19 protein-coding genes are annotated in these 19821 nt (G+C 58.5%); 12 read left to right on the top strand and 7 right to left on the bottom strand.

Annotation, left to right across the window (positions count from 1 at the left end; genetic code table 11):
• Positions 1-160: 160 nt before the first annotated feature.
• A complete protein-coding gene (locus tag CAG22_RS28460) occupies positions 161-319 on the bottom strand; it encodes a hypothetical protein (protein ID WP_170929266.1) in 159 nt (52 codons plus the stop codon).
• Positions 320-396: 77 nt separating this feature from the next.
• The gene (locus CAG22_RS04290) at positions 397-624 is read right to left on the bottom strand and encodes a hypothetical protein (protein WP_085704561.1); all 228 of its coding nucleotides are present in this window, start codon (positions 622-624) and stop codon (positions 397-399) included.
• A 93-nt stretch (positions 625-717) separates the two neighbouring features.
• On the opposite strand from CAG22_RS04290, the gene CAG22_RS04285 reads away from it, so the two are divergent.
• From CAG22_RS04285 to CAG22_RS27155, 6 genes are all read left to right on the top strand, one after another.
• On the top strand, positions 718-927 hold the full coding sequence (locus CAG22_RS04285) for a hypothetical protein (RefSeq protein ID WP_170929265.1): 210 nt from the start codon (positions 718-720) through the stop codon (positions 925-927).
• 158 nt (positions 928-1085) lie between these two features.
• Entirely contained in the window at positions 1086-2093 is a 1008-nt protein-coding gene (locus CAG22_RS04280) for a hypothetical protein (RefSeq protein ID WP_085704559.1), read from the top strand.
• A gap of 265 nt (positions 2094-2358) precedes the next feature.
• A complete protein-coding gene (locus CAG22_RS04275; RefSeq protein WP_218191941.1) occupies positions 2359-2802 on the top strand; it encodes a hypothetical protein in 444 nt (147 codons plus the stop codon).
• Between the two features lie 277 nt (positions 2803-3079).
• Positions 3080-4798, top strand: a complete 1719-nt coding sequence (locus CAG22_RS04270; protein ID WP_085704555.1) for an ATP-dependent endonuclease — start codon at positions 3080-3082, stop codon at positions 4796-4798.
• Positions 4785-6158 carry a UvrD-helicase domain-containing protein gene (locus CAG22_RS04265; protein ID WP_085704553.1) on the top strand — a complete coding sequence of 458 codons (1374 nt, stop codon included), beginning with the start codon at positions 4785-4787 and terminating at the stop codon, positions 6156-6158. The genes CAG22_RS04270 and CAG22_RS04265 overlap by 14 nt, the downstream gene beginning before the upstream one ends.
• A 196-nt stretch (positions 6159-6354) precedes the next feature.
• Positions 6355-7119, top strand: coding sequence for a hypothetical protein (locus CAG22_RS27155; protein WP_139833399.1), 765 nt, complete (start codon positions 6355-6357; stop codon positions 7117-7119).
• A gap of 129 nt (positions 7120-7248) precedes the next feature.
• Here CAG22_RS27155 and CAG22_RS04260 read toward each other — a convergent pair whose 3' ends face one another.
• On the bottom strand, positions 7249-8178 hold the full coding sequence (locus CAG22_RS04260) for a tyrosine-type recombinase/integrase (RefSeq protein ID WP_170929264.1): 930 nt from the start codon (positions 8176-8178) through the stop codon (positions 7249-7251).
• Positions 8179-8392: 214 nt separating this feature from the next.
• Here CAG22_RS04260 and CAG22_RS04255 point away from each other — a divergent pair, with 214 nt between their 5' ends.
• Positions 8393-9385, top strand: coding sequence for a DNA-binding protein (locus tag CAG22_RS04255; RefSeq protein ID WP_085704549.1), 993 nt, complete (start codon positions 8393-8395; stop codon positions 9383-9385).
• Between the two features lie 83 nt (positions 9386-9468).
• Here the strand turns inward: CAG22_RS04255 and CAG22_RS04250 are convergent, their stop codons facing one another.
• The 4 genes from CAG22_RS04250 to paaY form a co-directional block, all read right to left on the bottom strand.
• Positions 9469-9945 carry a substrate binding domain-containing protein gene (locus CAG22_RS04250; protein WP_371916847.1) on the bottom strand — a complete coding sequence of 159 codons (477 nt, stop codon included), beginning with the start codon at positions 9943-9945 and terminating at the stop codon, positions 9469-9471.
• Positions 9946-10056: 111 nt separating this feature from the next.
• Positions 10057-11208 (bottom strand): hypothetical protein, encoded by a 1152-nt coding sequence (locus CAG22_RS27150; RefSeq protein ID WP_139833398.1) that lies wholly within the window; start codon positions 11206-11208, stop codon positions 10057-10059.
• 1777 nt (positions 11209-12985) lie between these two features.
• Complete coding sequence (paaX, locus tag CAG22_RS04245) at positions 12986-13909, bottom strand: phenylacetic acid degradation operon negative regulatory protein PaaX (protein WP_075045237.1); 924 nt, start codon at positions 13907-13909, stop codon at positions 12986-12988.
• Positions 13910-13986: 77 nt separating this feature from the next.
• Positions 13987-14586: a phenylacetic acid degradation protein PaaY gene (paaY, locus tag CAG22_RS04240; RefSeq protein WP_085704547.1), complete on the bottom strand. Its 600-nt coding sequence runs from the start codon at positions 14584-14586 to the stop codon at positions 13987-13989.
• Positions 14587-14939: 353 nt separating this feature from the next.
• Between paaY and paaF the strand changes: the two genes are divergently transcribed.
• From paaF to pcaF, 5 genes are read left to right on the top strand one after another with little or no spacing between them, the layout of a single operon-like run.
• The gene (paaF, locus tag CAG22_RS04235; protein WP_085704545.1) at positions 14940-15713 is read left to right on the top strand and encodes a 2,3-dehydroadipyl-CoA hydratase PaaF; all 774 of its coding nucleotides are present in this window, start codon (positions 14940-14942) and stop codon (positions 15711-15713) included.
• 34 nt (positions 15714-15747) lie between these two features.
• Complete coding sequence (paaG, locus tag CAG22_RS04230) at positions 15748-16539, top strand: 2-(1,2-epoxy-1,2-dihydrophenyl)acetyl-CoA isomerase PaaG (RefSeq protein ID WP_085704543.1); 792 nt, start codon at positions 15748-15750, stop codon at positions 16537-16539.
• A gap of 2 nt (positions 16540-16541) precedes the next feature.
• A complete protein-coding gene (paaH, locus tag CAG22_RS04225; protein ID WP_085704541.1) occupies positions 16542-18059 on the top strand; it encodes a 3-hydroxyacyl-CoA dehydrogenase PaaH in 1518 nt (505 codons plus the stop codon).
• Positions 18052-18492: a hydroxyphenylacetyl-CoA thioesterase PaaI gene (gene paaI, locus CAG22_RS04220; protein WP_085704539.1), complete on the top strand. Its 441-nt coding sequence runs from the start codon at positions 18052-18054 to the stop codon at positions 18490-18492. The genes paaH and paaI overlap by 8 nt, the downstream gene beginning before the upstream one ends.
• Positions 18485-19705: a 3-oxoadipyl-CoA thiolase gene (gene pcaF / locus CAG22_RS04215; RefSeq protein WP_085704537.1), complete on the top strand. Its 1221-nt coding sequence runs from the start codon at positions 18485-18487 to the stop codon at positions 19703-19705. Before paaI ends, pcaF begins: the two co-directional genes overlap by 8 nt.
• Positions 19706-19821: the final 116 nt, after the last annotated feature.

Below are 19821 nucleotides of genomic sequence, written 5' to 3'. Positions count from 1 at the left end.
TCTGACTTCAAGGGCGAGCTAAGGCCGGCTATTGGCGCATTGTCGAGTGGCAGCGAATCGTAGACGATGTAGTTCGCGAGGCCACAGCGGTAACGCGTTATGGCAAAGTCGCGCCATTTGCGAGAGAGGAGAGGGGCCGAGGGTTCCCGACCTCAAAAAATTACTCAGATTCGAGGTGAGCTCTCAGCGCTTCTGCCAAGGTGAGGAGGGCATCCTCCAAACGACGGTCTTCCCGGGCGTCGCTCGATTGAGGGATGAATTGCTCGCAATGGCGGAGCAGGGCCTCGGCGTCGTTTGTGTTCAAATCGAAAGTGATCATGTTTAGTTCTCTGCGTGCAGGAGGAGTCTATGCTGCGTTGTGGGATCTCCTGAGTCGTTCTCAGGGGAGCGGGGGGATCAGGTGTCATCTGGATCAGACTCTGGGTCTTCGGCTGGTCGTAAGTTTGTCGCCTGACGCTTGTGTTTGTTTGCTATCTCGAAGGCCTTGTCGGCGGGGTCTGGTGCGATGGGCACATAGCCGTTCTGTGCGAGCGCCAGGAACGCCTGCTCTGCGGCTTTCTCTTTGGGGTTGCGATCGATGAAGATTTCATGAAGCGTCGAGTCATGCCCTGACATAACGCGCATTATGCATCCTGGGTGACATCGTGGGGTGATCCGCTCCAGCAGGATTGCTGGGTTCTAGGGTCTCAGGTTTTGAAGCAAGGAGGACTCCGGCGAATGAACAAGCACATCTTCTCGATTCTGGAGCCGGGCAACCCGCTGATGACTCAGGCGTTGGACGCGATGAAGCGCTATTACGAGGCTCAAGCCGCGAAGGCTTCTGAGGTCGAGCTTGAACGTTTACGCCTGGAGGCTGAGAGTCTCTTTCAGGCCGTCTCTGAGTTCCAGCAGCGGGTCATGGGACGTCGTGACGACACCTTTCACTGACGACCTAAGAAGTGTTTCGAGCTTCGATCGACGATGTCGATATCGAGAAAGCACTGGCAGGTTCGCGGAAGGTGGATGGCATAAAGTTTCATGGGTTTCTAGATTTCTCGGTACCCGGCATGGCCGGGACTCGAATCTTGATGGTGAAGGATTAATTCATGAGCAATAACGCTCTGTACTTCCCTTACATAAATCTGCCGCAGGATGCTTGGAGTGCTAGGTCGCTACTCTACTGGGACGGGTTGGCCACGATCGTACCTATGGATCACCTGGACAGACCTGAGCAGTTGAGTCAATTCATGCGAGGGCTGCTGTCTGAAGGGCTCGTGAAGCAAGTTGTTCCTGGCATCCACCTCTATGATTGCCCGGGATTTTCTGACCATTTCATCGAGTATCTTGAGGCCCACCGCCAGGCTGTCAACTTTAAAGCATCCACGCAACAGCCTTTTCGCTACACGCGAATCCACGCTGAAAAACTGCACAGAATTACCGACTACCTAGTCCAGCACGAGTTGGCATCTCAGGCTGATTACACTTGGTACAACGTGCGAGAAGATGTGGCTCGAGACTTCATGTTCTACCTTGCGGTGACGTTGGGCGCGCTGGGCCATATCGACGCTGTGCCAGTGACAGATGGATGGGCGCTTCCAGGTCGCTCACCGTCGCCATCCACGATCCGACGCAGCCCTCATGTAAGGAAAGCCCGTGAAGTGGTACTCGAGAATTTACTGCCTACTCCGGTAGAGGGTGTTTCTGTTCAACAACTTGCCCAGTTCAAGCATCGTCATGGGCATCTGCTGCCTAGGTTTCGCTTAGCGGTTGAGCAGCACTGTATCCAGATGGCTGGCGTAACGAACGCGGAAGAACGGCTGGAGAGAACGCGTCTGTTCATCATGGATTGCCAAGAGCAGATCAAAGAAATCGAGTCCGCCATGAAGCCTAGCTTTGGAAGAATCATCTGCTCATCTCTGATCCCCATGGTGGCCGCAGGGTTGAGTTACTCCGGTGAGGGTGGGCTTCAAGGTAAGGCAGTGGCAGCTCTTGGCATCATTCCGTTAGCGTTTGAAGTAGTGTCTCAGATTCGCGCCGCCCGGGGTGCGAATCCGAGGCAGCCATTAGCGTATGTTGCCCATGCTCGTAAGTTTACTGTCTACAAGACACCGTAGAAGCTAGCCGCCCACTCTGCTGAGCTATGCCATGCGGAGCATCCTTCGATGTCTATTTCGTCGTTCGACACGATGAAACCACCGCCAAACTGAGGATGTTGTATGTCGACGCTCGTGCGAGAGGCCTGGCCGCTCGCTGCTTGCGCTGGATGCCCCCAAGCTCCGACAGTTTGTGCAAGCTGACCTAATGACGTTGGAGAGTGGAGCGACTGAGCTGCAGGGTTACGACGCCTGCTTTTTCTGCCTGGGCGTTTCGTCCTCAGGCATGGACGAAGAGCAATACAGCCAAATCACGTATGGGTTGACCATGCATGTAGCTGAGTTACTCGCACGCTTGAATCCCCAGATGACCTTCGTCTACGTATCTGGAGCTGGCACGGATAGCAGCGAAAAGGGAAGGAGCATGTGGGCTCGCGTGAAAGGCAGAACGGAGAACGCCTTGCAGAGGCTTCCGTTCAAAGGTGTCTACCTGTTTCGCCCAGGTGTGATTCAACCGCTCCATGGGCTCCGCTCCAAGACGCCGTCCTACCGCTATTTTTACGCCTTGGCCAGACCGTTGCTTTCGCTCGTCCGCTGGATCGCGCCTGGAGCAATCGTGACCACAGAAAGCGTTGGTAAGGCGATGCTCAATGCAGCACGCAAAGACGGGGGATGTGTCATCGTAGAGGCTAGGGATATAACGCCGCTCGCAAACTTTTCGGGCGTCTAGCATCGTCATGAGTGCCGGAAAACGACGCTATGGTCAAAGTCTCAAGCTACGGCCAATGATCGTATCCATCCAGCTAACACCGCTTCTCGCGCCATACACCCATGGTGCTTACAGGATTTTTCGGACACTCTCCCTTAAAGCTGGCGTTCGGAAGGTGAGTTCGCCGGACGATTACGCTCTAAACAACACTGCCAACTCTCCACAGGCGTTTCCCATTTGTGCATCCCAAGGATGAGCGGCTACGCTTGACTGCACTGGGCCATCAGTCAGGTGCACAATGCGGATCGAGCGCTTACTGGTAAGGAATTTTCGGGGTATCAAGAACCTCGATTGGTCGCTGCAGGGGCAATCCATTTGCTGCCTTATCGGCGTAGGCGACAGCGCCAAGACCACGGTTCTAGATGCTGCAGAAGCTGCTTTGTCTCCGCGCTGGATCACCTTCAACGAAGCTGATTTCCATGAGGTCGACACAAGCCAAGAGATCCTGGTTGAGGTCACGATTAGCGAGCTTTCGAATACGCTGCTCTCCGACGGCAGGTTCGGGCTGTACCTACGTGGCCTTGCCACTGATGGGAACATCAATGATGAGCCGGAGGATGCTGATCAGCCGGTACTGACGGTTCGTCTGTCTGTCGACGCCACGATGGAGCCCGTCTGGTCGCTTGTTTGTGATCGTTATCCTGTCCCCAGGATACTGTCCAACAGGGACAGGGCGATGTTCTGCCTCGTCCGCCTGGCTGGCGATGAGGCAAGGCACCTTACGTGGGCTCAGGGCTCCGTGCTTTCAAAGATCACTGGCGCGAACGACGAAACCGCTCAGTTGCTTGCCAAGGCTTATCGGACGGCCAGGACAAGCGCCAACTTGAAGTCGGTGCCTGAGCTTTCTCAGGCGGCCAGCGAGGCCGAAAAAGCCGCGCGTAAGCTCGGTGCATATGTCAGCTCCGAGTACGGCCCTGACTTGGAGCTGGGCCGAGGTGGATTCAATGCAGGTTCAATTGCCCTGCATGATGGCGTGGTGCCCCTCCGGCTTGCAGGTCTAGGTACGCGACGGCTGGCCACGTTGGCCGTCCAACGTTCTGCGATCAGTGAAGGTGCCATCGTGCTGGTTGATGAGCTTGAGCAGGGCCTTGAACCGCATCGCGTCATGGGGGCAATGGCACAGCTACGAAAGTGGCAAGCAGAAGCAGAGGCGAGTTACCTCCCCAGAGGACAGATCCTCATGACGACCCACTCAGATGTCGTCATTGGCGAGCTCCCACCACCGGCGCTGTTCGTGGCACACCGAACACCCCAGTCCTCTTCCGAAATCAAACAGGCCAGCAAAGGAGGGGAATTATCACGGATCATGAAGCACGCGCCCCGTGCCTTGTTCGCCCGACGGATCCTGATTTGCGAGGGGGCCACTGAGCTAGGGCTCATGCTCGGATTACGAGAAACCTATGCAGGCAGGCATGCCGATGTGCCGATCGAACAACTAGGCGGCGCCATTATTAATGGACAGGGTGCTGCGGCCCCACCCTTGGCCGCAGCTCTGGCAGGGCTGGGCTACCAGGTCGCATTGTTCAGAGACTCGGACAGAGTGTTGGATCAAAGGTGGGCCGCGTATCTCGCGAGCGTGCAGGTGCGCGTGCTTGAGTATGTAAACGCTCTTAATACTGAGCAGGCCGTGTTTCTGGCGGCTTCTGACCGCAGTGTGGAAGATCTCTTTGGCGTCGTTGTAGAGGGTATCAGTGAGCCAACCCTGCTTGATCATCTACGTGGTGCGTTCCCCGGGGTTCCGGTCGATGAAGATTTTGATGCCTGGGGCCCAGAAGGTAGCGGCTGGGCACATCGACAAACCTTGGCGGCCCTGGCGATCGATAAGCGATGGTTAAAAAACGAAGAGCGCGGTCGAGCAATAGCGCCTGTAGTGCTGAAAATCATCCAGGAAAATCCTGGCTCACCGCTGGCGCAGTGTCTCCTAAGTATTGAGCAGTGGTTCTATGTCGACGCCTGAAGCCATTCTCGCGCTGAGTCGCCAAGCCGTCATCGCCCCAGCCGGACATGGTAAGACAGAGCTCATCGCCAAGGCTGTAGCCCTGGGACGGCGAACGTTGGTATTGACTCATACCCACGCCGGTGTCCATGCGATAAGGGCAAGACTCAAGCGCCTGCTTGTTCCAAGCCAGGCTGTCTCGGTGGACACCATCGCTTCTTGGGCATGCCGCTACGTACAAGCTTTCCCGCGCCGTGCGAATCAGCCCCCGCTCAATCCCAGGGGACGGGACTGGGATGCCGTCTATCTGGGCGCTTTGGCGATGCTCACTAGCCCGGTTGTCCAGCGAGTGATCCGGGCCTCATATGATCGGATCCTGATCGATGAGTATCAGGACTGCGAGCAATACCAGCACGCGATTGCGATGCAGCTATCGTCCATCGTCCCCACGGTGGTCTTTGGGGATCCGATGCAAGGTATTTTCGAGTTCGTACCCTCCAGGATCAGTTGGGCTGGCAGTGTTGAAAACTACTTCAGCCACGCCTACGAGCTGCAGGTGCCTCATCGCTGGACAAACAGCAATCCAGCCCTGGGCGATTGGATTGCACAAACTAGGCTGAAGCTTCAGAACGGTCAGGCTATCGATCTGCGCGATGGGCCGCTGACGTATGTACAGAGCAGTGATCCGTTCGACATGAGCCTGTTCTTCGATGGTATGAATGAGCGCGTCGGTTCGACCGCCGCCATTTACTGCTGGCGCAATACATGCAACGAGCTCGCGAAGGTGACACGTGGTGCCTATCAGTCCATTGAGGAAATTGCAGCGCAGCGACTGATCGATTTCGCGTCGGCATGGGACGCGGCGCAAGAAAATCCCCACATGCGCGGTCAGGCGCTGAGGACGTTGCTGAGCGACGTCATGACCCATGCTCCGACGACGGCGGTTACCCTGGACGCCACGCTGCCATCTGCTTGGCACCATCTCTGTCAGACGGGCCTGGCACGTGATGCGCTTGAGGTGATCAGGCTAGAGCGAGCGCAAGTCACCGCCCGCGCTTTCCGTGGTGAGTTGCTTGGTGATGCAAGGCGGGCGATCAGCGATGTGGCCGCCAGTAGGCATAGCAGTATGGTCGCAGCGTGCGAAGCGGTAAGGCACCGCTTGAGCATTGTAGGCAGGGCGCCTGTTGCTCGAACGATATCGACCCCGCTGTTGCTCAAAGGGTTGGAGTTTGATCATGTTCTGATCCCGGATGCTAACCACTTCGTCAGGCAGCAATTCGCTGCAGCAAAGCTGTTCTACGTGGCCATCTCCAGGGCTAGGCACTCGCTCACCATTTCCTCCCGCAGCCCGATACTCCAGTTTCCGGTGCCGAACTTGTAAAGCCCGGTAACATCACCGCTTGATGCTTAGAGTGGTGGAACGCAACCACTCTTCGGTATGGCCGACGGCTGCCGCCTGACTCAATCTCTTTTAAATGAAGAGTGCCACATGATTTTCGCTGCAGTGGTTAGTAGTACTGAAGCTAGAGGCGGCATGCCATAATGCTGGCACCCACAAGGACGATCCAGGCCCTGCCATGATTCCCGCACTCGATCCCGCTAAAGTCTCACTATTCCAGCGTTTGAACATTACACCTCCAACCACCTGGGCTGGCGCATCACCGCACGACTGGGCGGAGTCTGTGCTGCCCGGACTGGGCAGCTTGCATGGCCTGTCCAAGACCCCACTGTCCCGTTCGGCATTGAGAGCGCTTTGGGCAAATACCTCAGTCTCGGTCGAAACCTGCTTTTTGAGCACGATGGCTTGGGGAGGGATGCAGCGGGGTAACGGTCGGCGGATCTGGGCTGCGCGCGAAAACTGCCTAGCGGTCTGTACCGATGTGCGGGCAGGGCGGCATACCCCCGCCTCAGGATTTCAGGCGTTCTCCCTGCTCAGGGACAAGAAAAGCCTGCCAGGCATGGGGCCCGCCTACTTCACCAAGATTCTGTTTTTTGCCGCGCCATCGCAGAACGCTTACATCCTGGATCAATGGACAGCGCGAAGCATGCACCTACTGAGTGGCCAGGGTGCGTACCCAGCCGTACGTAAGGATTACACCTCGGCCGCGAAAGCTCAGAGACTCAAAGCTCCTGAAGTGCTTCGTGTAATCGTCGACGATAAAGTGACATCAGCTGATTATGTGGACTACTGCAATCAGGTGAATGGACTGGCGGCGAGCCTCGGATGGCCTGCTCACCAAGTCGAGGAACGGCTGTTCAGCAGCGGAGGAAAGGTACCTCAACCATGGCGAGCTGCGGTGATGGCTGGTTGGATTGGGCCAACCTGGAACTTCTATCCTTAAGGAATTGCCAGACAGGTGTCATCGAGAAAACCCGCGAACCTTTGCGGTAAGTTTGCGGGTGGAGCTCAGGACAACAATCATGTACCGAAGCATGACCTGCTTGTTTACACATCACGAAGATATACGTGGCTAACCTTCCAGCCTCCGGACGAGTCCTCCGAACTGCTGCGCCGGCTCGACATAGCGCAAGGCGGACTTGAGGTCACTCCAACCCACATATTCCATCAACGTCTTCATGTCCCAGCCCGAACTGGCCGCCCAGGTAGCAAAGCCCCTGCGCATCGAGTGCGCGCTGTAGATCTCGGAGGGCAGGCCACAACGCTCGAGAGTACCCCTTAGCAAAGGAATCAAACTGTGAGCCGCAAGAGCCTGCTTGCTGACATTGCCCCACCGATCAATCCCCCTGAACACAGGGCCTCGCACAATGCCGGCAGCTTCAATCCAGTTCAGGTAGGCCTCAACAGGGCACAGCGTGTTGAGTGAGGGCGTTTTGTATTCGCGCCCAACGTTCTGTCGATCGCTCTTGCTGTGCGCCAGGTAGAACCTGATCCCCACGTAACGCTCCGCGTGAGTGTTCTCGACTGTCAACCTGGACAGCTCATCACCTCGAAAGCCTCGCCAGAAACCGATCGTGAGCAGTGCTATGTCCCGGGTCGACTTCAACACGCCCTGCATATCGCCATTGGCTCGCGCATCAACCGCTTCCCGCTCCAGGAAAGCAACGGCCTTTTCCAGCTGCATTACGGGCAGGGGAGCCGCCTGCTTTGGCTGGACGGGATGAAGCATACGGATGCCCTTGAGGAGCTGCCGAACCTTAGTCGCCTTGGTTGGATCGGGGAATCCGTGGGTCTGGTGCCAGTTAGCCAATGCTGCCAAGCGCTGCTTCAGCGTGCTGACGGCCAATTGATCGGCGTACTCAGCGATGTAGCGCACGACAGATTCGGTGGTGGTGGGCAAGAAGCCGCCCCACACCACCTCGAAGTGGTTGATCGCAGCTGCGTAGCTCTTTGAGGTGTTAACCCGAACGCTGGCTTCTAAATACCGATCCGCCTTGCTCATGCCCCACCTTGCAATGGTGCGCCAACGGGCCACCGTCGCGCTATCTAGCCCTGAATACTGCATTACCGCCCATTTTACCCCCCATCAAATAGCTGACAAGAGATAATGCTCGATTATGTCTTACCAGTAATTTGCCATATGAATGTAATTTTACGTGTTAAGATGGCACATAATTACATGACACGTAAAACAGTACGAAATCGTAGGAACAGAGATGGCTAGAGGCGGCATTAACCTGGCACTGGTGCGCAAAGCTCGCGAGGCGCTGCTATCTAGAGGGCAAAACCCGAGCATCGACGCAATTCGTATTGAGCTTGGAAATACCGGCTCAAAGACCACAATTCAGCGCTATTTGAAGGAGATTGATTCACACGATCCTCGCCCTTCGGCTTCACCTTCGCGCTTGAGTGAGGAGCTCACAGAGCTCGTGGGCAAGATGCTCGAGCGTCTTCTGGTGGAAGGGAATGAAGCTTTGGCGCATGAGCGAGCAGCGTTCGAGCTAGAGCGAAAGGCTATGAAAGCCGAGAGCAGTACGCTTCAGGGACACCTGGAACAGGCACAGCGGGAGATCACCAAGTTGCAGTCAGCACTGCAGACTCAGGATGAGGAGCTCAAGACGGTTCAATCCAGTCTGCAATCCGAGATCACACGTAACGCCCGGATTAGCCAGAGCTGTAGCAACCTTGAGATTCGACTCCAAGAGAAGGACACGCAGATCCAATCTCTGGAAGAAAAGCATACGCACGCCAGGGAAGCTCTTGAGCACTACCGTGTAGCGGTTAAGGAACAGCGTGACCAGGATCTCAACCGTCACGAGTCTCAGATCTATCAGATGCAGCAAGAAGTAAGTGTCCTCCAGCAGACGCTGATGGTTAAACAAGAAGAGGCCACCCGCATGATCCGCGACAACGAACGCTTGATCGCAGAGAACCGCCAGCACGCCAAGGAAGCCAACCAGCATCGTGACGCTATCGAACATCTGAGGAGCGACCTGGGTATCGCCAACGCGGCGACTGCACGCGCCGATGGTGCTAAAGAGCTGCTCACGCACCAGCTCGAAACCAAGACCAAAGAGGCTAGCGAAGCTCGCTCCGAGGCCACTGCAGCGCAACGGAGGGAAGATGATTTGGTTCAGAAGCTCGCAAGCGCTGAAGCTGAAATCACGCAATTGCGAGCTTCCAGTGACGCCGATTACTTGAAGGCGTAGCTCAGACAAGTGCGGTGGATGCGGAATCGGACAAAGGAGTACTTGCGATCGTCCTTCAATAACACCCAGCGCAAGCCTGGCACTTACTGCTGCCAGGCCGGGTTTGAAAGGTGTTCAGCAAAGAAATCAGAGAGGGCTTGAACCTTTCTTGGCCGTGCACGCGCGGATGGGGTCACGAAATACAGACCGCCTTGCGTCATGTGCCAATCAGGCAGGATGTGCTGCAAACGTCCATCGGCCAGATATTCGGCGGCGATGAACTCCGGAAGCTCAGCAATCGCCACCCCCGCCAGCAAGGGCGCGACCAATGCATCCGAGTTGGTGACGCGTAGAGGGCCACGAGGTGTTACATCGTGCTCGCTGCCATCGTCATGAGTGAAGCGCCATACCTGACTGCGCGCTCGATAGGCATAGCTCATGCACGTATGAGCAGCCAAATCACGCGGATGAGCTGGATGGCCATGCCGAGCCAGGTACGACGGGGCTGCTACGATGATCCAGTAGACCGCTGCAACGGCTAGGCTGGATAAAAACAGTAATGCCGTGCAGACGATCAGCATGATGATGTAGAGGTTGAGCAGGGAGGAGCTACTCACTTTCCGAATGTGATCTTGAGTATATCACCTCAAGCCACTCGACGAAGGGCCAAAACACGTTCGCACGCGCTTTATTTAGTGGTCATTGAAAACATTAAGAAGCTTATGATTATTCTCAATCAATTTTCTGTAAGCTGATTTACACCAACCCCTTATTCTAGCTGTTCGTAAGATTGACTTTTCCCAAGAATCCTCAAACACATGAAAGGGAGTCCAATAACTATTGATCGCCAGCCGTGAGATTGAGTTAAACCTGGGTTGGGCACTCCCGCCACGCCATGATGCTGGCGGACTCATACAGAACCTCAAAAAGTCTTTGGCATCATTCTTGGTGAGAGCGCTAATAGGTTTGTCAGTGAAGTAAATCGCCCAAAGTAGCCACTTCTCCAGAGCGGCTAGCTTCAATCGCTCCTTATTCAATCGAGCGTACGAGCGGATCATATCTAAGGCCTCCAGTGCCCGCCCCCTCAAGTGAGATGGAAAGTTTTTGTCCACATAGCTGTCCGCGAGTTCCGACGATATTATCAGGGTTTCACGTATGTCCAAGGCGAACAGGGGAGGAGGTGAGGGCGCATTTTCAGGATATGCACGGGCTCCTGAGTATTCAGGCAGCAATTTTGCTTGAGCAATCGACTTTCTTTCCCAGTGCACTCTACCCAAGCGATTCGCCTCGACCCTGTTACGATTACGCCGAGCCTCATGCGGGTTGGTATTTGTCCGATACCTAATAGCTCTTTTAAGGATAATCGCTGGCGAGTAAGGTAACTCTTGCATCCAAGGCAATCTTGAAATGAAGCGCTTAAAATTATTAGTCGACCACAGCGGCTCGACCTCGCTGCATGATGGAATTAATGGAAGTCGCATATAGGTGCGATATCGTTTTATATAGAATATTAGCGGTGACGGCACTTCCAGGCTGTAAGAACTTTGAACGCCTCGCATTAAGAATTTTGCTTTGTCAGTATCCGAAAACCAGAAGCAGGCCATACAAAAAATCTCGCAATTCGAAATAAGCTCCAGCGCGGGTATATTCAAATAGAAGCATGTCGCATAAAGGAACAGGCTTCGTTCCATTCGCTCGTTAGACCTATGAAAGGTGGCCACATACTCTAAATACCGCTCCGCATTTATCTCATCCTGCTCAACATATGGCTCCTGCAACTCGACCTTGTGTTCGGAAGGACTAATTCTCAGTTGAAACTCTAGCTGTGGTGAAATTTCACTCATGAATCTATTCAACCTGTAAACATAACTGCTTAACGTGATGTTTATCGGTCGAACAAATGGCCTCCAATCAGGGTTGTGCTCTAATGCTGATTGCCTTTCCGTAAACCTGGGGGCGCGCGCTCCACACCAACAGTGCGGTGGGGAATTGCAAAATTCAGAAAACTCTCTCAAATCGGATAGCCTTAACTCTTTTAGGGATTTCTGCGCTACGCATAATAGCCACAATACGTATTTTTCAAGGAACCTACCAGCTACATCACCGGCGTTGTTATGGAGTGAGAAACGATTGATGTGCTGGGCAAACAGCCTATAGGTCTCGAATGCATCAATTTCTTCAGGAAAAGTGCCAAGGTACGCCCACACAAGCCGCTCCTGATCCAGGACACTATCAGGGTCGCTAGCATTTATAGAAGCGAACTGAAACGGAACTCCAGACTCGCTGAGGATCGATCTAGGTGACTGGCTCATAAGAATAGATGCGTAGGCGGAATAGTTGTGGAGACTTGAATTAATAGCTCAGCAACCAAGTCCGCGCAAGAGCCATATCCAAACGAAATCGGCACCGCCTTGCAAATAGTGCGTAAGCACCGCCTGGCGCGGAGAACCTTCGATGATTTTTCCGATTTTATTCCGACGGGTGATTTTCTTGAATTGAATGGCTACGTCTAAGAATTCCGCAAACTCAGCAGTTTAGATGGCCGTGGGCTGACGCCACGAATCTTTCTTCTGATTTTATTCCGCATGGTAGGTTAAGGCGCTCACAGGATCCGGCAATTTCGTCGGAATCTGCGAAAGCGTCCTCACTTCAACGAGTTAGCGAAATCTGCTGTCCGATCTGATTTCAACGGCTGACTTGGCCTGATGGAGAATTGACCTTAAGCGCGGGACGTAAGGGTGCACTGGAACTGAGATTCCGGTCACTTCAGCGGATTCCACTTTGATTTCAACGTTTACACATTTCGCAGGTTTAGTTCTGAGCGCTTGAATGGGGACAGAATACGGACGGGCACTTCCAAATACGTCATTTAACATAATACTCATTATGCGCTAGTCTATATTTGGTCACCGGACCACGATGAGGCACTTTGGGACCAGGGAAAGCTCCCTGGTCTAGATAATCCGCCCTGATCCATCGCTCGCTTACGATCACAAGCGCCGACCTGGTGCCAGATGCGTTAGCCTTGCCTTTTGACTGTTGGCTACCGCGACTTGGACATCAGGCCAGCCATTTGCACCTGTACCCTGAGTGCTTGAAAGAAACCTGGTACGGTTACCCTCGACCTTGTTTGCCAGGACAAATCCAGCGCATGCATGACCACCCTGTCGACTAGCGCCTGTCAGCCAGCGCCATTGAGGTTGCCACGCTGCCCATCGCCGGCAACCCAACTCCCGGTCGATCGGTTAACGCGGTCAATTGTAGGAGCGGCCTTGTGTCGCGATGGGCTGCAAGGCAGCCCCAGCAATTCATGCGTCTGCTTTGAAACCTTGGGGGCTGCTGCGCAGCCCATCGCGACACAAGGCCGCTCCTACAAGGGCCTGCAGGATTGAGAAGACAGTTGTTTACATCTCACGCAGACCTCAAGCCACGAACCATCCCTGTGGGTGTTGGCCTGCAAGCGATGTGATCAGTACAAGCGACGAAAGATACATGAGGACCGCGCGATACCTGAGGGCCAGACATACCCCCCATTTGCCATGCTGTATATGCAAATAAGATATAACTACACTAAATACTCATTTAGCGTAGTTATATAGAACCCGCCTCTGCACCCAATCCTCAAACAAGCCCGCCAAAACGCCTGTAAAAGCCTTCATTCACATCCGGCAACGGCCCATCAGCCGTCTCCAGCGCTGCATTCAGCCATTCTTCCGCCTTGGCGAACACCAGCCGATAGAGGTTACGGCACAGCTGTCGCGCGGCCCTTCCCTCCCAATCCCCAGGCAGCAGCTCGTCCGGCAGTTGCGGGTCGCGCAGCAGCAGCCGGCGGTATTCGTGAATCAGCAGCGTACGTGCCAGGAAGCAATCCTGCGCATCGAGCTGTTGCTGCTCTTTCAAACCTTGCCATAGCGGCCTGAACAGCTGGATGAACTCGCTGTACTGCTGCCCCAGTTCGTCGATACGCCAGCTTTCCCGCACCTGAGCACGCATGGCCTTGGATGCCAGCACTTCCTGGGTGTGGGTTTCGAAGACGATGCTGTCGTCGCTCGCCTCCAGGTCACGCAAGGTGGCGGCCAGGTCGGCGCGGTCTGCCCGTGGGCAGCCCAGCAGGTTCGGCGCCATGGCCCCGAAGCCCTGCCACTCCAACTCTTCACGCAAAGCCTTGCGCTTGCCGGCCTCCAGTTGCGAGAGCAACACCAGCGTCCAGGCGCCGTCCCAGGCTGGTTGGCTGGGGCTGTAGACCCGCTTGAAGGCTTTCTCGAACCGCCGGCGGCCAGTCCCTGTCAGGCTGTAGTAACTGCGGCGGCCAACCTTTTCGGCGGTGAGCCAGCCTTCTTTGGTAAGGCGGAAGATCGATGTGCGGATCAGGCGCTCGTTGATGCCGATCGGCTCCAGCAGGTTGATCAGGCTACCCAGCCAGACGGTTCCGCCGTGGGGCTCGATGGCGTCGCCGTACAAAGTGATGATCAGGGAACTGGCGCGGATCGGCGTCTGTTCCTGGAAGCGGGTGATCAGGTTGTTCAGTGGGGCGAGATTGCTCATGGGCGAACTGTGCGCGGTTAAAGCACCGACTATACCTGCGCGGCGGGCCGCCTGACCATTGCGTGACGCTGCCAGGCTCATGCCGATGCCTGGCCTTTGGGCCTGACGCCGGTGTCTTCCATGCGTGGGCGCTCGGGCTCGACCTCGGTCAGTGGTGGGCATTCGACCATGCTGTTCATGCAGCGTTGCGCCAGGTGCTGGTACTCCGCCGTGCCGCGTTGCTTCCAGGCTAGTTCCTGTTCGGTCAGTGGGCGCTTGACCTGGGCTGGCGAACCCATCACCAGGCTTTGTGCCGCACATTCGAAGCCCGCCTTGACGAATGCCGTGGCCGCGACGATACAGCGTGGTGCCACATAGGCACCATCCATTACCACCGCGTTCATGCCGATCAAGGCGTCTTCGCCCACGCGACAGCCGTGCAGCACGGCGCCATGCCCAACATGCCCGTTGCGTTCGACCACCGTATCGCCACCCGGGAAACCATGCATCACGCAGGTGTCCTGCAGGTTGGCGCCCTCCTCCAGCACGATTCGGCCGAAATCCCCCCTTAGTGATGCCAGCGGGCCGACGTAGCAACGAGGGCCGACGATGACATCACCAATCAGCACGGCGCTGGGGTGCACGTAGGCTGTCGGATGAACCACGGGCGTCAGGCCGTCCAGTCGATAGCAAGGCATGGCAAATCTCCTGAAATGATTTCAAATGCGCCTGATCTTGTATCACAATATTGTGGTGCGTCAATCAGCATGGTCGTGTATCGCTTTTGCTGGAGTCATCGCATTCCCTTAAATTCAGCATTTTGCGTTGAATACAAGGTGATGAAGCGATTCACCATCATGAAACCCTTTGCTGAGGCAGTTGTCACTCACGCAAAAGAGATACATGAAACAATTTTGAATGTTGCATAGTTGTATCGCGTAATGCATATACTGGTTCCACCTGGACGTGATCCCCGCATCACGCCCCTGCAAACAATTCCAAGAAATGCCGGCCCCACGATGTGCCGTGCGTGCAGCCAGAGGAACCCGACATGCCGCGATATCTCGATGTGCAGGCGCCCGAACAGGGCGTCCAGCTCATTACCCTGCAACGGCCCGAGGCGCTCAACGCCCTGTGCACCGAGCTACTGGCAGAGCTGGCCGCTGCGCTGGAAGCGGCCGGGCGAGACGAACAGATCCGCGCGGTGGTGCTCACCGGCAGCCGCAAGGCATTCGCCGCAGGCGCCGATATCCGCGAGATGGCCGAGCGCGACCTGGTCGGCATCCTCAACGACCCGCGGGTGGCCCACTGGCAAAGCATCGCCGCCTTCGCCAAGCCACTGATCGCCGCCGTCAACGGCTACGCCCTGGGTGGCGGCTGCGAACTGGTGATGTGTGCCGACATCGTCATCGCCGGCAGTGACGCCCGTTTCGGCCAGCCGGAAATCAACCTCGGCATCATCCCCGGCGCCGGCGGCACCCAGCGCCTGCTGCGGGCAGTAGGCAAGCCGCTGGCCATGCAAATGGTGCTGACCGGCGAAGCCATCACCGCCCGTCATGCCTTGCAGGCCGGGCTGGTCAGCGAAATCACCCAGCCGGAACTCACCGTAGAACGCGCCCTGCACATCGCCCGCAGCATCGCCGCCAAGGCCCCACTGGCGGTGCGCCTGGCCAAGGAAGCGTTGCTCAAGGCCGGCGATACCGACCTGGCCAGCGGCCTGCGCTTCGAACGCCATGCCTTCACCTTGCTGGCCGGCACCGCCGACCGCGACGAAGGCATCCGTGCCTTCCAGGAAAAACGCCAGGCCCGCTTCCAGGGCCGCTGATCATCTTTCCCTCGACTGACGGAGCGAGTCTGTCATGACTTTCCAGCACATCCTGTTTTCCATCGAGGACGGCGTCGCCCTCCTCTCGTTGAATCGCCCCGAGCAACTGAACAGCTTCAATACCGCCATGCACCTGGAAGTGCGCGAGGCACTCAAGCAAGTACGCCAGAGCAGCGAAGCACGGGTGTTGTTGCTGACTGCCGAAGGCCGTGGATTCTGCGCCGGCCAGGACCTGTCCGACCGCAACGTCGCCCCGGGCGCCGAGATGCCGGACCTGGGCGAATCGATCGACAAGTTCTACAACCCGCTGGTGCGCACCCTGCGCGACCTGCCGCTGCCGGTGGTCTGCGCGGTGAACGGCGTGGCTGCCGGCGCCGGTGCCAACATCCCGCTGGCCTGCGATCTGGTGCTGGCCGCCCGCTCGGCCAGCTTCATCCAGGCCTTCTGCAAGATCGGCCTGGTACCCGATTCCGGCGGCACCTGGCTGCTGCCGCGCCTGGTCGGCATGGCACGGGCCAAGGGCCTGGCCATGCTGGGCGAGCGCCTGGGCGCCGAACAGGCCCAGCAATGGGGGCTGATCCACCGCGTGGTGGACGATGCCGCGCTGCGCGACGAAGCCCTCACCCTCGCCCGCCAGCTCGCCACCCAGCCCACTTACGGCCTGGCCCTGATCAAGCGCAGCCTGAACGCCAGTTTCGACAACGGTTTCGATGAACAGCTGGAGCTGGAGCGCGACCTGCAGCGCCTGGCCGGGCGCAGCGAGGACTATCGCGAAGGCGTGAGTGCCTTCATGAACAAGCGCACGCCGGCATTCAAGGGGCGTTGATCATGAGCGCACTCGCAAGCAATGCCCAGGTGGCGGTGATCGGTGCAGGCGCCATGGGCGCAGGCATCGCCCAGGTTGCGGCCCAGGCCGGCCACCCGGTAAAGCTCTACGACAACCGCCCGGGCGCTGCAGCCCAGGCGGTGGCCGGCATAGACCGGCAACTTGCCCGCCTGGTGGAAAAAGGCAAGTTGCAGGCTGCCGAGCGGGAAGCCATCAGCGCCCGGCTGTGCCCGGTAGACGCCCTTGAAGCCCTGGCCGATGCCCGCCTGGTGATCGAGGCCATCGTCGAGAACCTGCAGGTCAAGCAGGCGCTGTTCAGCCAGCTGGAAGCCTTGTGCGCCACCGACTGCATCCTCGCCAGCAACACCTCGTCGCTGTCCATCACCAGCCTCGCCGCCGGGCTGCAACGCCCGCACCAGGTGGTTGGCATGCACTTCTTCAACCCGGCGCCGCTGATGGCCCTGGTCGAAGTGGTCTCGGGCCTTGCCACGGCCCCGGCCGTTGCCGCATGCATTCATGCCACCGCCCAGGCCTGGGGCAAGCAGCCGGTGCACACGCGCTCCACGCCGGGCTTCATCGTCAACCGTGTGGCGCGGCCGTTCTACGCTGAAAGCCTGCGTCTGCTGCAGGAAGGCGCAGCCGATTGCGCCAGCCTCGATGCGCTGCTGCGTGATGCCGGCGGTTTCCGCATGGGCGCGTTCGAACTCACCGACCTGATCGGCCACGATGTCAATTACGCCGTTACCTGTTCGGTCTTCGATGCGTTCTACGGCGACTTCCGCTTCCAGCCTTCGCTGGTGCAAAAAGAACTGGTGGACGCAGGCCGCCTCGGGCGCAAGACCGGCCAAGGCTTCTATAGCTATGCCGAAGGCGCCGAACGCCCGCAGCCAGCCGAACTGCGCAGCCCCGCCAGCGTCGATGCCTGCGTCGTCGAAGGCGACCTGGGGGTGATGCAGCCGCTGGTCGAGCGCCTGCGCCAACGCGGCGTCGCCGTGACCCAGCGCGCCGGCAGCGGCCTGATCCAGGTGGGCGATGCCACCCTGGCGCTGTCCGATGGCCGCCTGGCCAGCCAGCGCGCCCGGGAAGACGGCCTGCGCAACCTGGTGCTGCTCGACCTGGCCCTGGACTACACCACCGCCACCCGCCTCGCCATCAGCTGGTCGGCCGACACCAGCGACAACGCTCGTGACCAGGCGGTGGCCTTGCTGCGGCGTGCCGGCCTGAAGGTAACGGCGGTCGCCGACCTGCCCGGCCTGGTGGTGCTGCGCACCGTGGCGATGCTCGCCAACGAGGCCGCCGATGCCGTGTTGCAAGGTGTCGGCAGCGCCGCCGACATCGACCTGGCCATGCGTGCCGGCGTCAACTACCCCTGCGGCCCGCTGGCCTGGGCCGCGAACATCGGCATCCCCCACACCCTGCGCGTGCTCGACAACCTGCAGCGCAGCTACGGCGAGAGCCGTTACCGCCCTTCCCTGCTGTTACGCCGCTGCGAAGCCAAAGGAGGCACCCTGCATGACTGAAGTCGAACTGGCACAAGCCTGTGCCGAGGCCATGTACGCCCGCGACCAGGCCACCCAGGGCCTGGGCATCCGCCTGCTGGAGGCCGGTCCGGGCCAGGCATGCCTGCGCATGCCGGTACGCGCCGACATGATCCAGGGGCATGGCACCTGCCATGGCGGCTTCCTGTTCGCCCTGGCCGACTCGGCGTTTGCCTTCGCCTGCAACAGTCACGACCAGGCCACCGTCGCCCTGGGCTGCAGCATCGACTACCTGGCCCCGGCGCTGCGTGATGACGTGCTTACCGCCCGCGCCAGCGAGGTCAGTCGCAAGGGCCGCACCGGCCTGTACCACGTCCGCATCGAGAACCAGCGCGGTGAGCTGGTGGCGATGTTCCAAGGCAAATCCTACAAAGTGCGCGGCACCGTGCTGGCGCAGGAGACCCAAGATGACTGAACACACCCTGGCCGATGCCTTGATCATCGACGCCGTGCGCACCCCCATCGGCCGTTATGCCGGCGCCTTGAGCGGCGTGCGCGCCGATGACCTGGCCGCCATCCCGCTCAAGGCCCTGATCCAGCGCCACCCCGAACTGGACTGGAAAGCCATCGACGACGTCATCCTCGGCTGTGCCAACCAGGCTGGCGAGGACAACCGCAACGTCGCGCACATGGCCAGCTTGCTGGCCGGGCTGCCGATCGAAGTGCCGGGCACCACCATCAACCGCCTGTGTGGCTCCGGCCTGGACGCCATCGGCAATGCAGCCCGCGCCCTGCGCTGCGGCGAAGCCGGGCTGATGCTGGCCGGCGGCGTGGAGTCGATGTCACGCGCGCCGTTCGTCATGGGCAAGGCGGAGCAGGCGTTCGGCCGCGCGGCCGAACTGTTCGACACCACCATCGGCTGGCGTTTCGTCAACCCGCTGATGAAGGCGGCCTTCGGCACCGATTCGATGCCGGAAACGGCCGAGAACGTTGCGCAGCAGTTTGGTATTTCCCGCGCCGACCAGGACGCCTTTGCCCTGCGCAGCCAGCACAAGGCCGCCGCCGCCCAGGCACGCGGGCGCCTGGCACGGGAAATCGTGCCAGTCGAGATCCCGCAGCGCAAAGGCCCGGCCAAAGTGATCGAGCACGACGAACATCCCCGCGGCGACACCACCCTCGAGCAACTGGCCAGGCTGGGTACCCCGTTCCGTGAGGGCGGTAGCGTCACCGCTGGCAATTCTTCCGGGGTCAATGATGGCGCTTGCGCCCTGCTGCTCGCCAGTAGCGCCGCCGCCCGCCGTCATGGCCTGAAGGCTCGCGGCCGCATCGTCGGCATGGCGGTGGCCGGGGTCGAACCACGGCTGATGGGCATCGGCCCGGTGCCGGCTACCCGCAAGGTGCTGGAGCTTGTCGGGCTGTCGCTGGCCGACATGGACGTCATAGAGCTCAACGAGGCCTTTGCCGCCCAGGGCCTCGCGGTACTGCGCGAGCTCGGCCTGGCTGACGACGACGAGCGGGTCAACCGCAACGGCGGTGCCATCGCCCTCGGCCACCCGTTGGGCATGAGCGGTGCACGCCTGGTCACCACCGCGTTGCACGAGCTGGAAGAAACCGCCGGACGCTACGCCCTGTGCACCATGTGCATCGGCGTTGGCCAAGGCATCGCGATGGTCATCGAACGCCTCTGAGCGGCTCAGACCACAGGCTTGTTACCGAACCGAACGCAGCCGTATATGCTGCTTCCATGACACTCACCACGCGGCCTGCAACCGGTACCGCGCGGCGTACAAGAACAATTCGAGTG

It is taken from the genome of Pseudomonas sp. B8(2017), from assembly GCF_002113575.1.
Taxonomy (GTDB): Bacteria; Pseudomonadota; Gammaproteobacteria; order Pseudomonadales; family Pseudomonadaceae; genus Aquipseudomonas; species Aquipseudomonas putida_Z.
The sequence above is the reverse complement of the archived record's forward strand: the minus strand, read 5'-3'. Positions and strand labels throughout refer to the sequence as shown.

Bases quoted from the DNA above. Each gene is read 5' to 3' on its own strand.
- CAG22_RS04290 (WP_085704561.1), bottom strand. From the start codon at position 624: ATGCGCGTTATGTCAGGGCATGACTCGACGCTTCATGAAATCTTCATC.
- CAG22_RS04285 (WP_170929265.1), top strand. From the start codon at position 718: ATGAACAAGCACATCTTCTCGATTCTGGAGCCGGGCAACCCGCTGATG.
- CAG22_RS04270 (WP_085704555.1), top strand. From the start codon at position 3,080: ATGCGGATCGAGCGCTTACTGGTAAGGAATTTTCGGGGTATCAAGAAC.
- paaF (WP_085704545.1), top strand. From the start codon at position 14,940: ATGCCGCGATATCTCGATGTGCAGGCGCCCGAACAGGGCGTCCAGCTC.
- CAG22_RS04250 (WP_371916847.1), bottom strand. From the start codon at position 9,945: ATGCTGATCGTCTGCACGGCATTACTGTTTTTATCCAGCCTAGCCGTT.
- paaX (WP_075045237.1), bottom strand. From the start codon at position 13,909: ATGAGCAATCTCGCCCCACTGAACAACCTGATCACCCGCTTCCAGGAA.
- CAG22_RS04275 (WP_218191941.1), top strand. From the start codon at position 2,359: ATGGACGAAGAGCAATACAGCCAAATCACGTATGGGTTGACCATGCAT.
- paaG (WP_085704543.1), top strand. From the start codon at position 15,748: ATGACTTTCCAGCACATCCTGTTTTCCATCGAGGACGGCGTCGCCCTC.
- CAG22_RS04255 (WP_085704549.1), top strand. From the start codon at position 8,393: ATGGCTAGAGGCGGCATTAACCTGGCACTGGTGCGCAAAGCTCGCGAG.
- CAG22_RS04280 (WP_085704559.1), top strand. From the start codon at position 1,086: ATGAGCAATAACGCTCTGTACTTCCCTTACATAAATCTGCCGCAGGAT.
- CAG22_RS04260 (WP_170929264.1), bottom strand. From the start codon at position 8,178: ATGAGCAAGGCGGATCGGTATTTAGAAGCCAGCGTTCGGGTTAACACC.
- paaH (WP_085704541.1), top strand. From the start codon at position 16,542: ATGAGCGCACTCGCAAGCAATGCCCAGGTGGCGGTGATCGGTGCAGGC.
- CAG22_RS04265 (WP_085704553.1), top strand. From the start codon at position 4,785: ATGTCGACGCCTGAAGCCATTCTCGCGCTGAGTCGCCAAGCCGTCATC.
- CAG22_RS27150 (WP_139833398.1), bottom strand. From the start codon at position 11,208: ATGAGTGAAATTTCACCACAGCTAGAGTTTCAACTGAGAATTAGTCCT.
- paaY (WP_085704547.1), bottom strand. From the start codon at position 14,586: ATGCCTTGCTATCGACTGGACGGCCTGACGCCCGTGGTTCATCCGACA.
- CAG22_RS28460 (WP_170929266.1), bottom strand. From the start codon at position 319: ATGATCACTTTCGATTTGAACACAAACGACGCCGAGGCCCTGCTCCGC.
- paaI (WP_085704539.1), top strand. From the start codon at position 18,052: ATGACTGAAGTCGAACTGGCACAAGCCTGTGCCGAGGCCATGTACGCC.
- pcaF (WP_085704537.1), top strand. From the start codon at position 18,485: ATGACTGAACACACCCTGGCCGATGCCTTGATCATCGACGCCGTGCGC.
- CAG22_RS27155 (WP_139833399.1), top strand. From the start codon at position 6,355: ATGATTCCCGCACTCGATCCCGCTAAAGTCTCACTATTCCAGCGTTTG.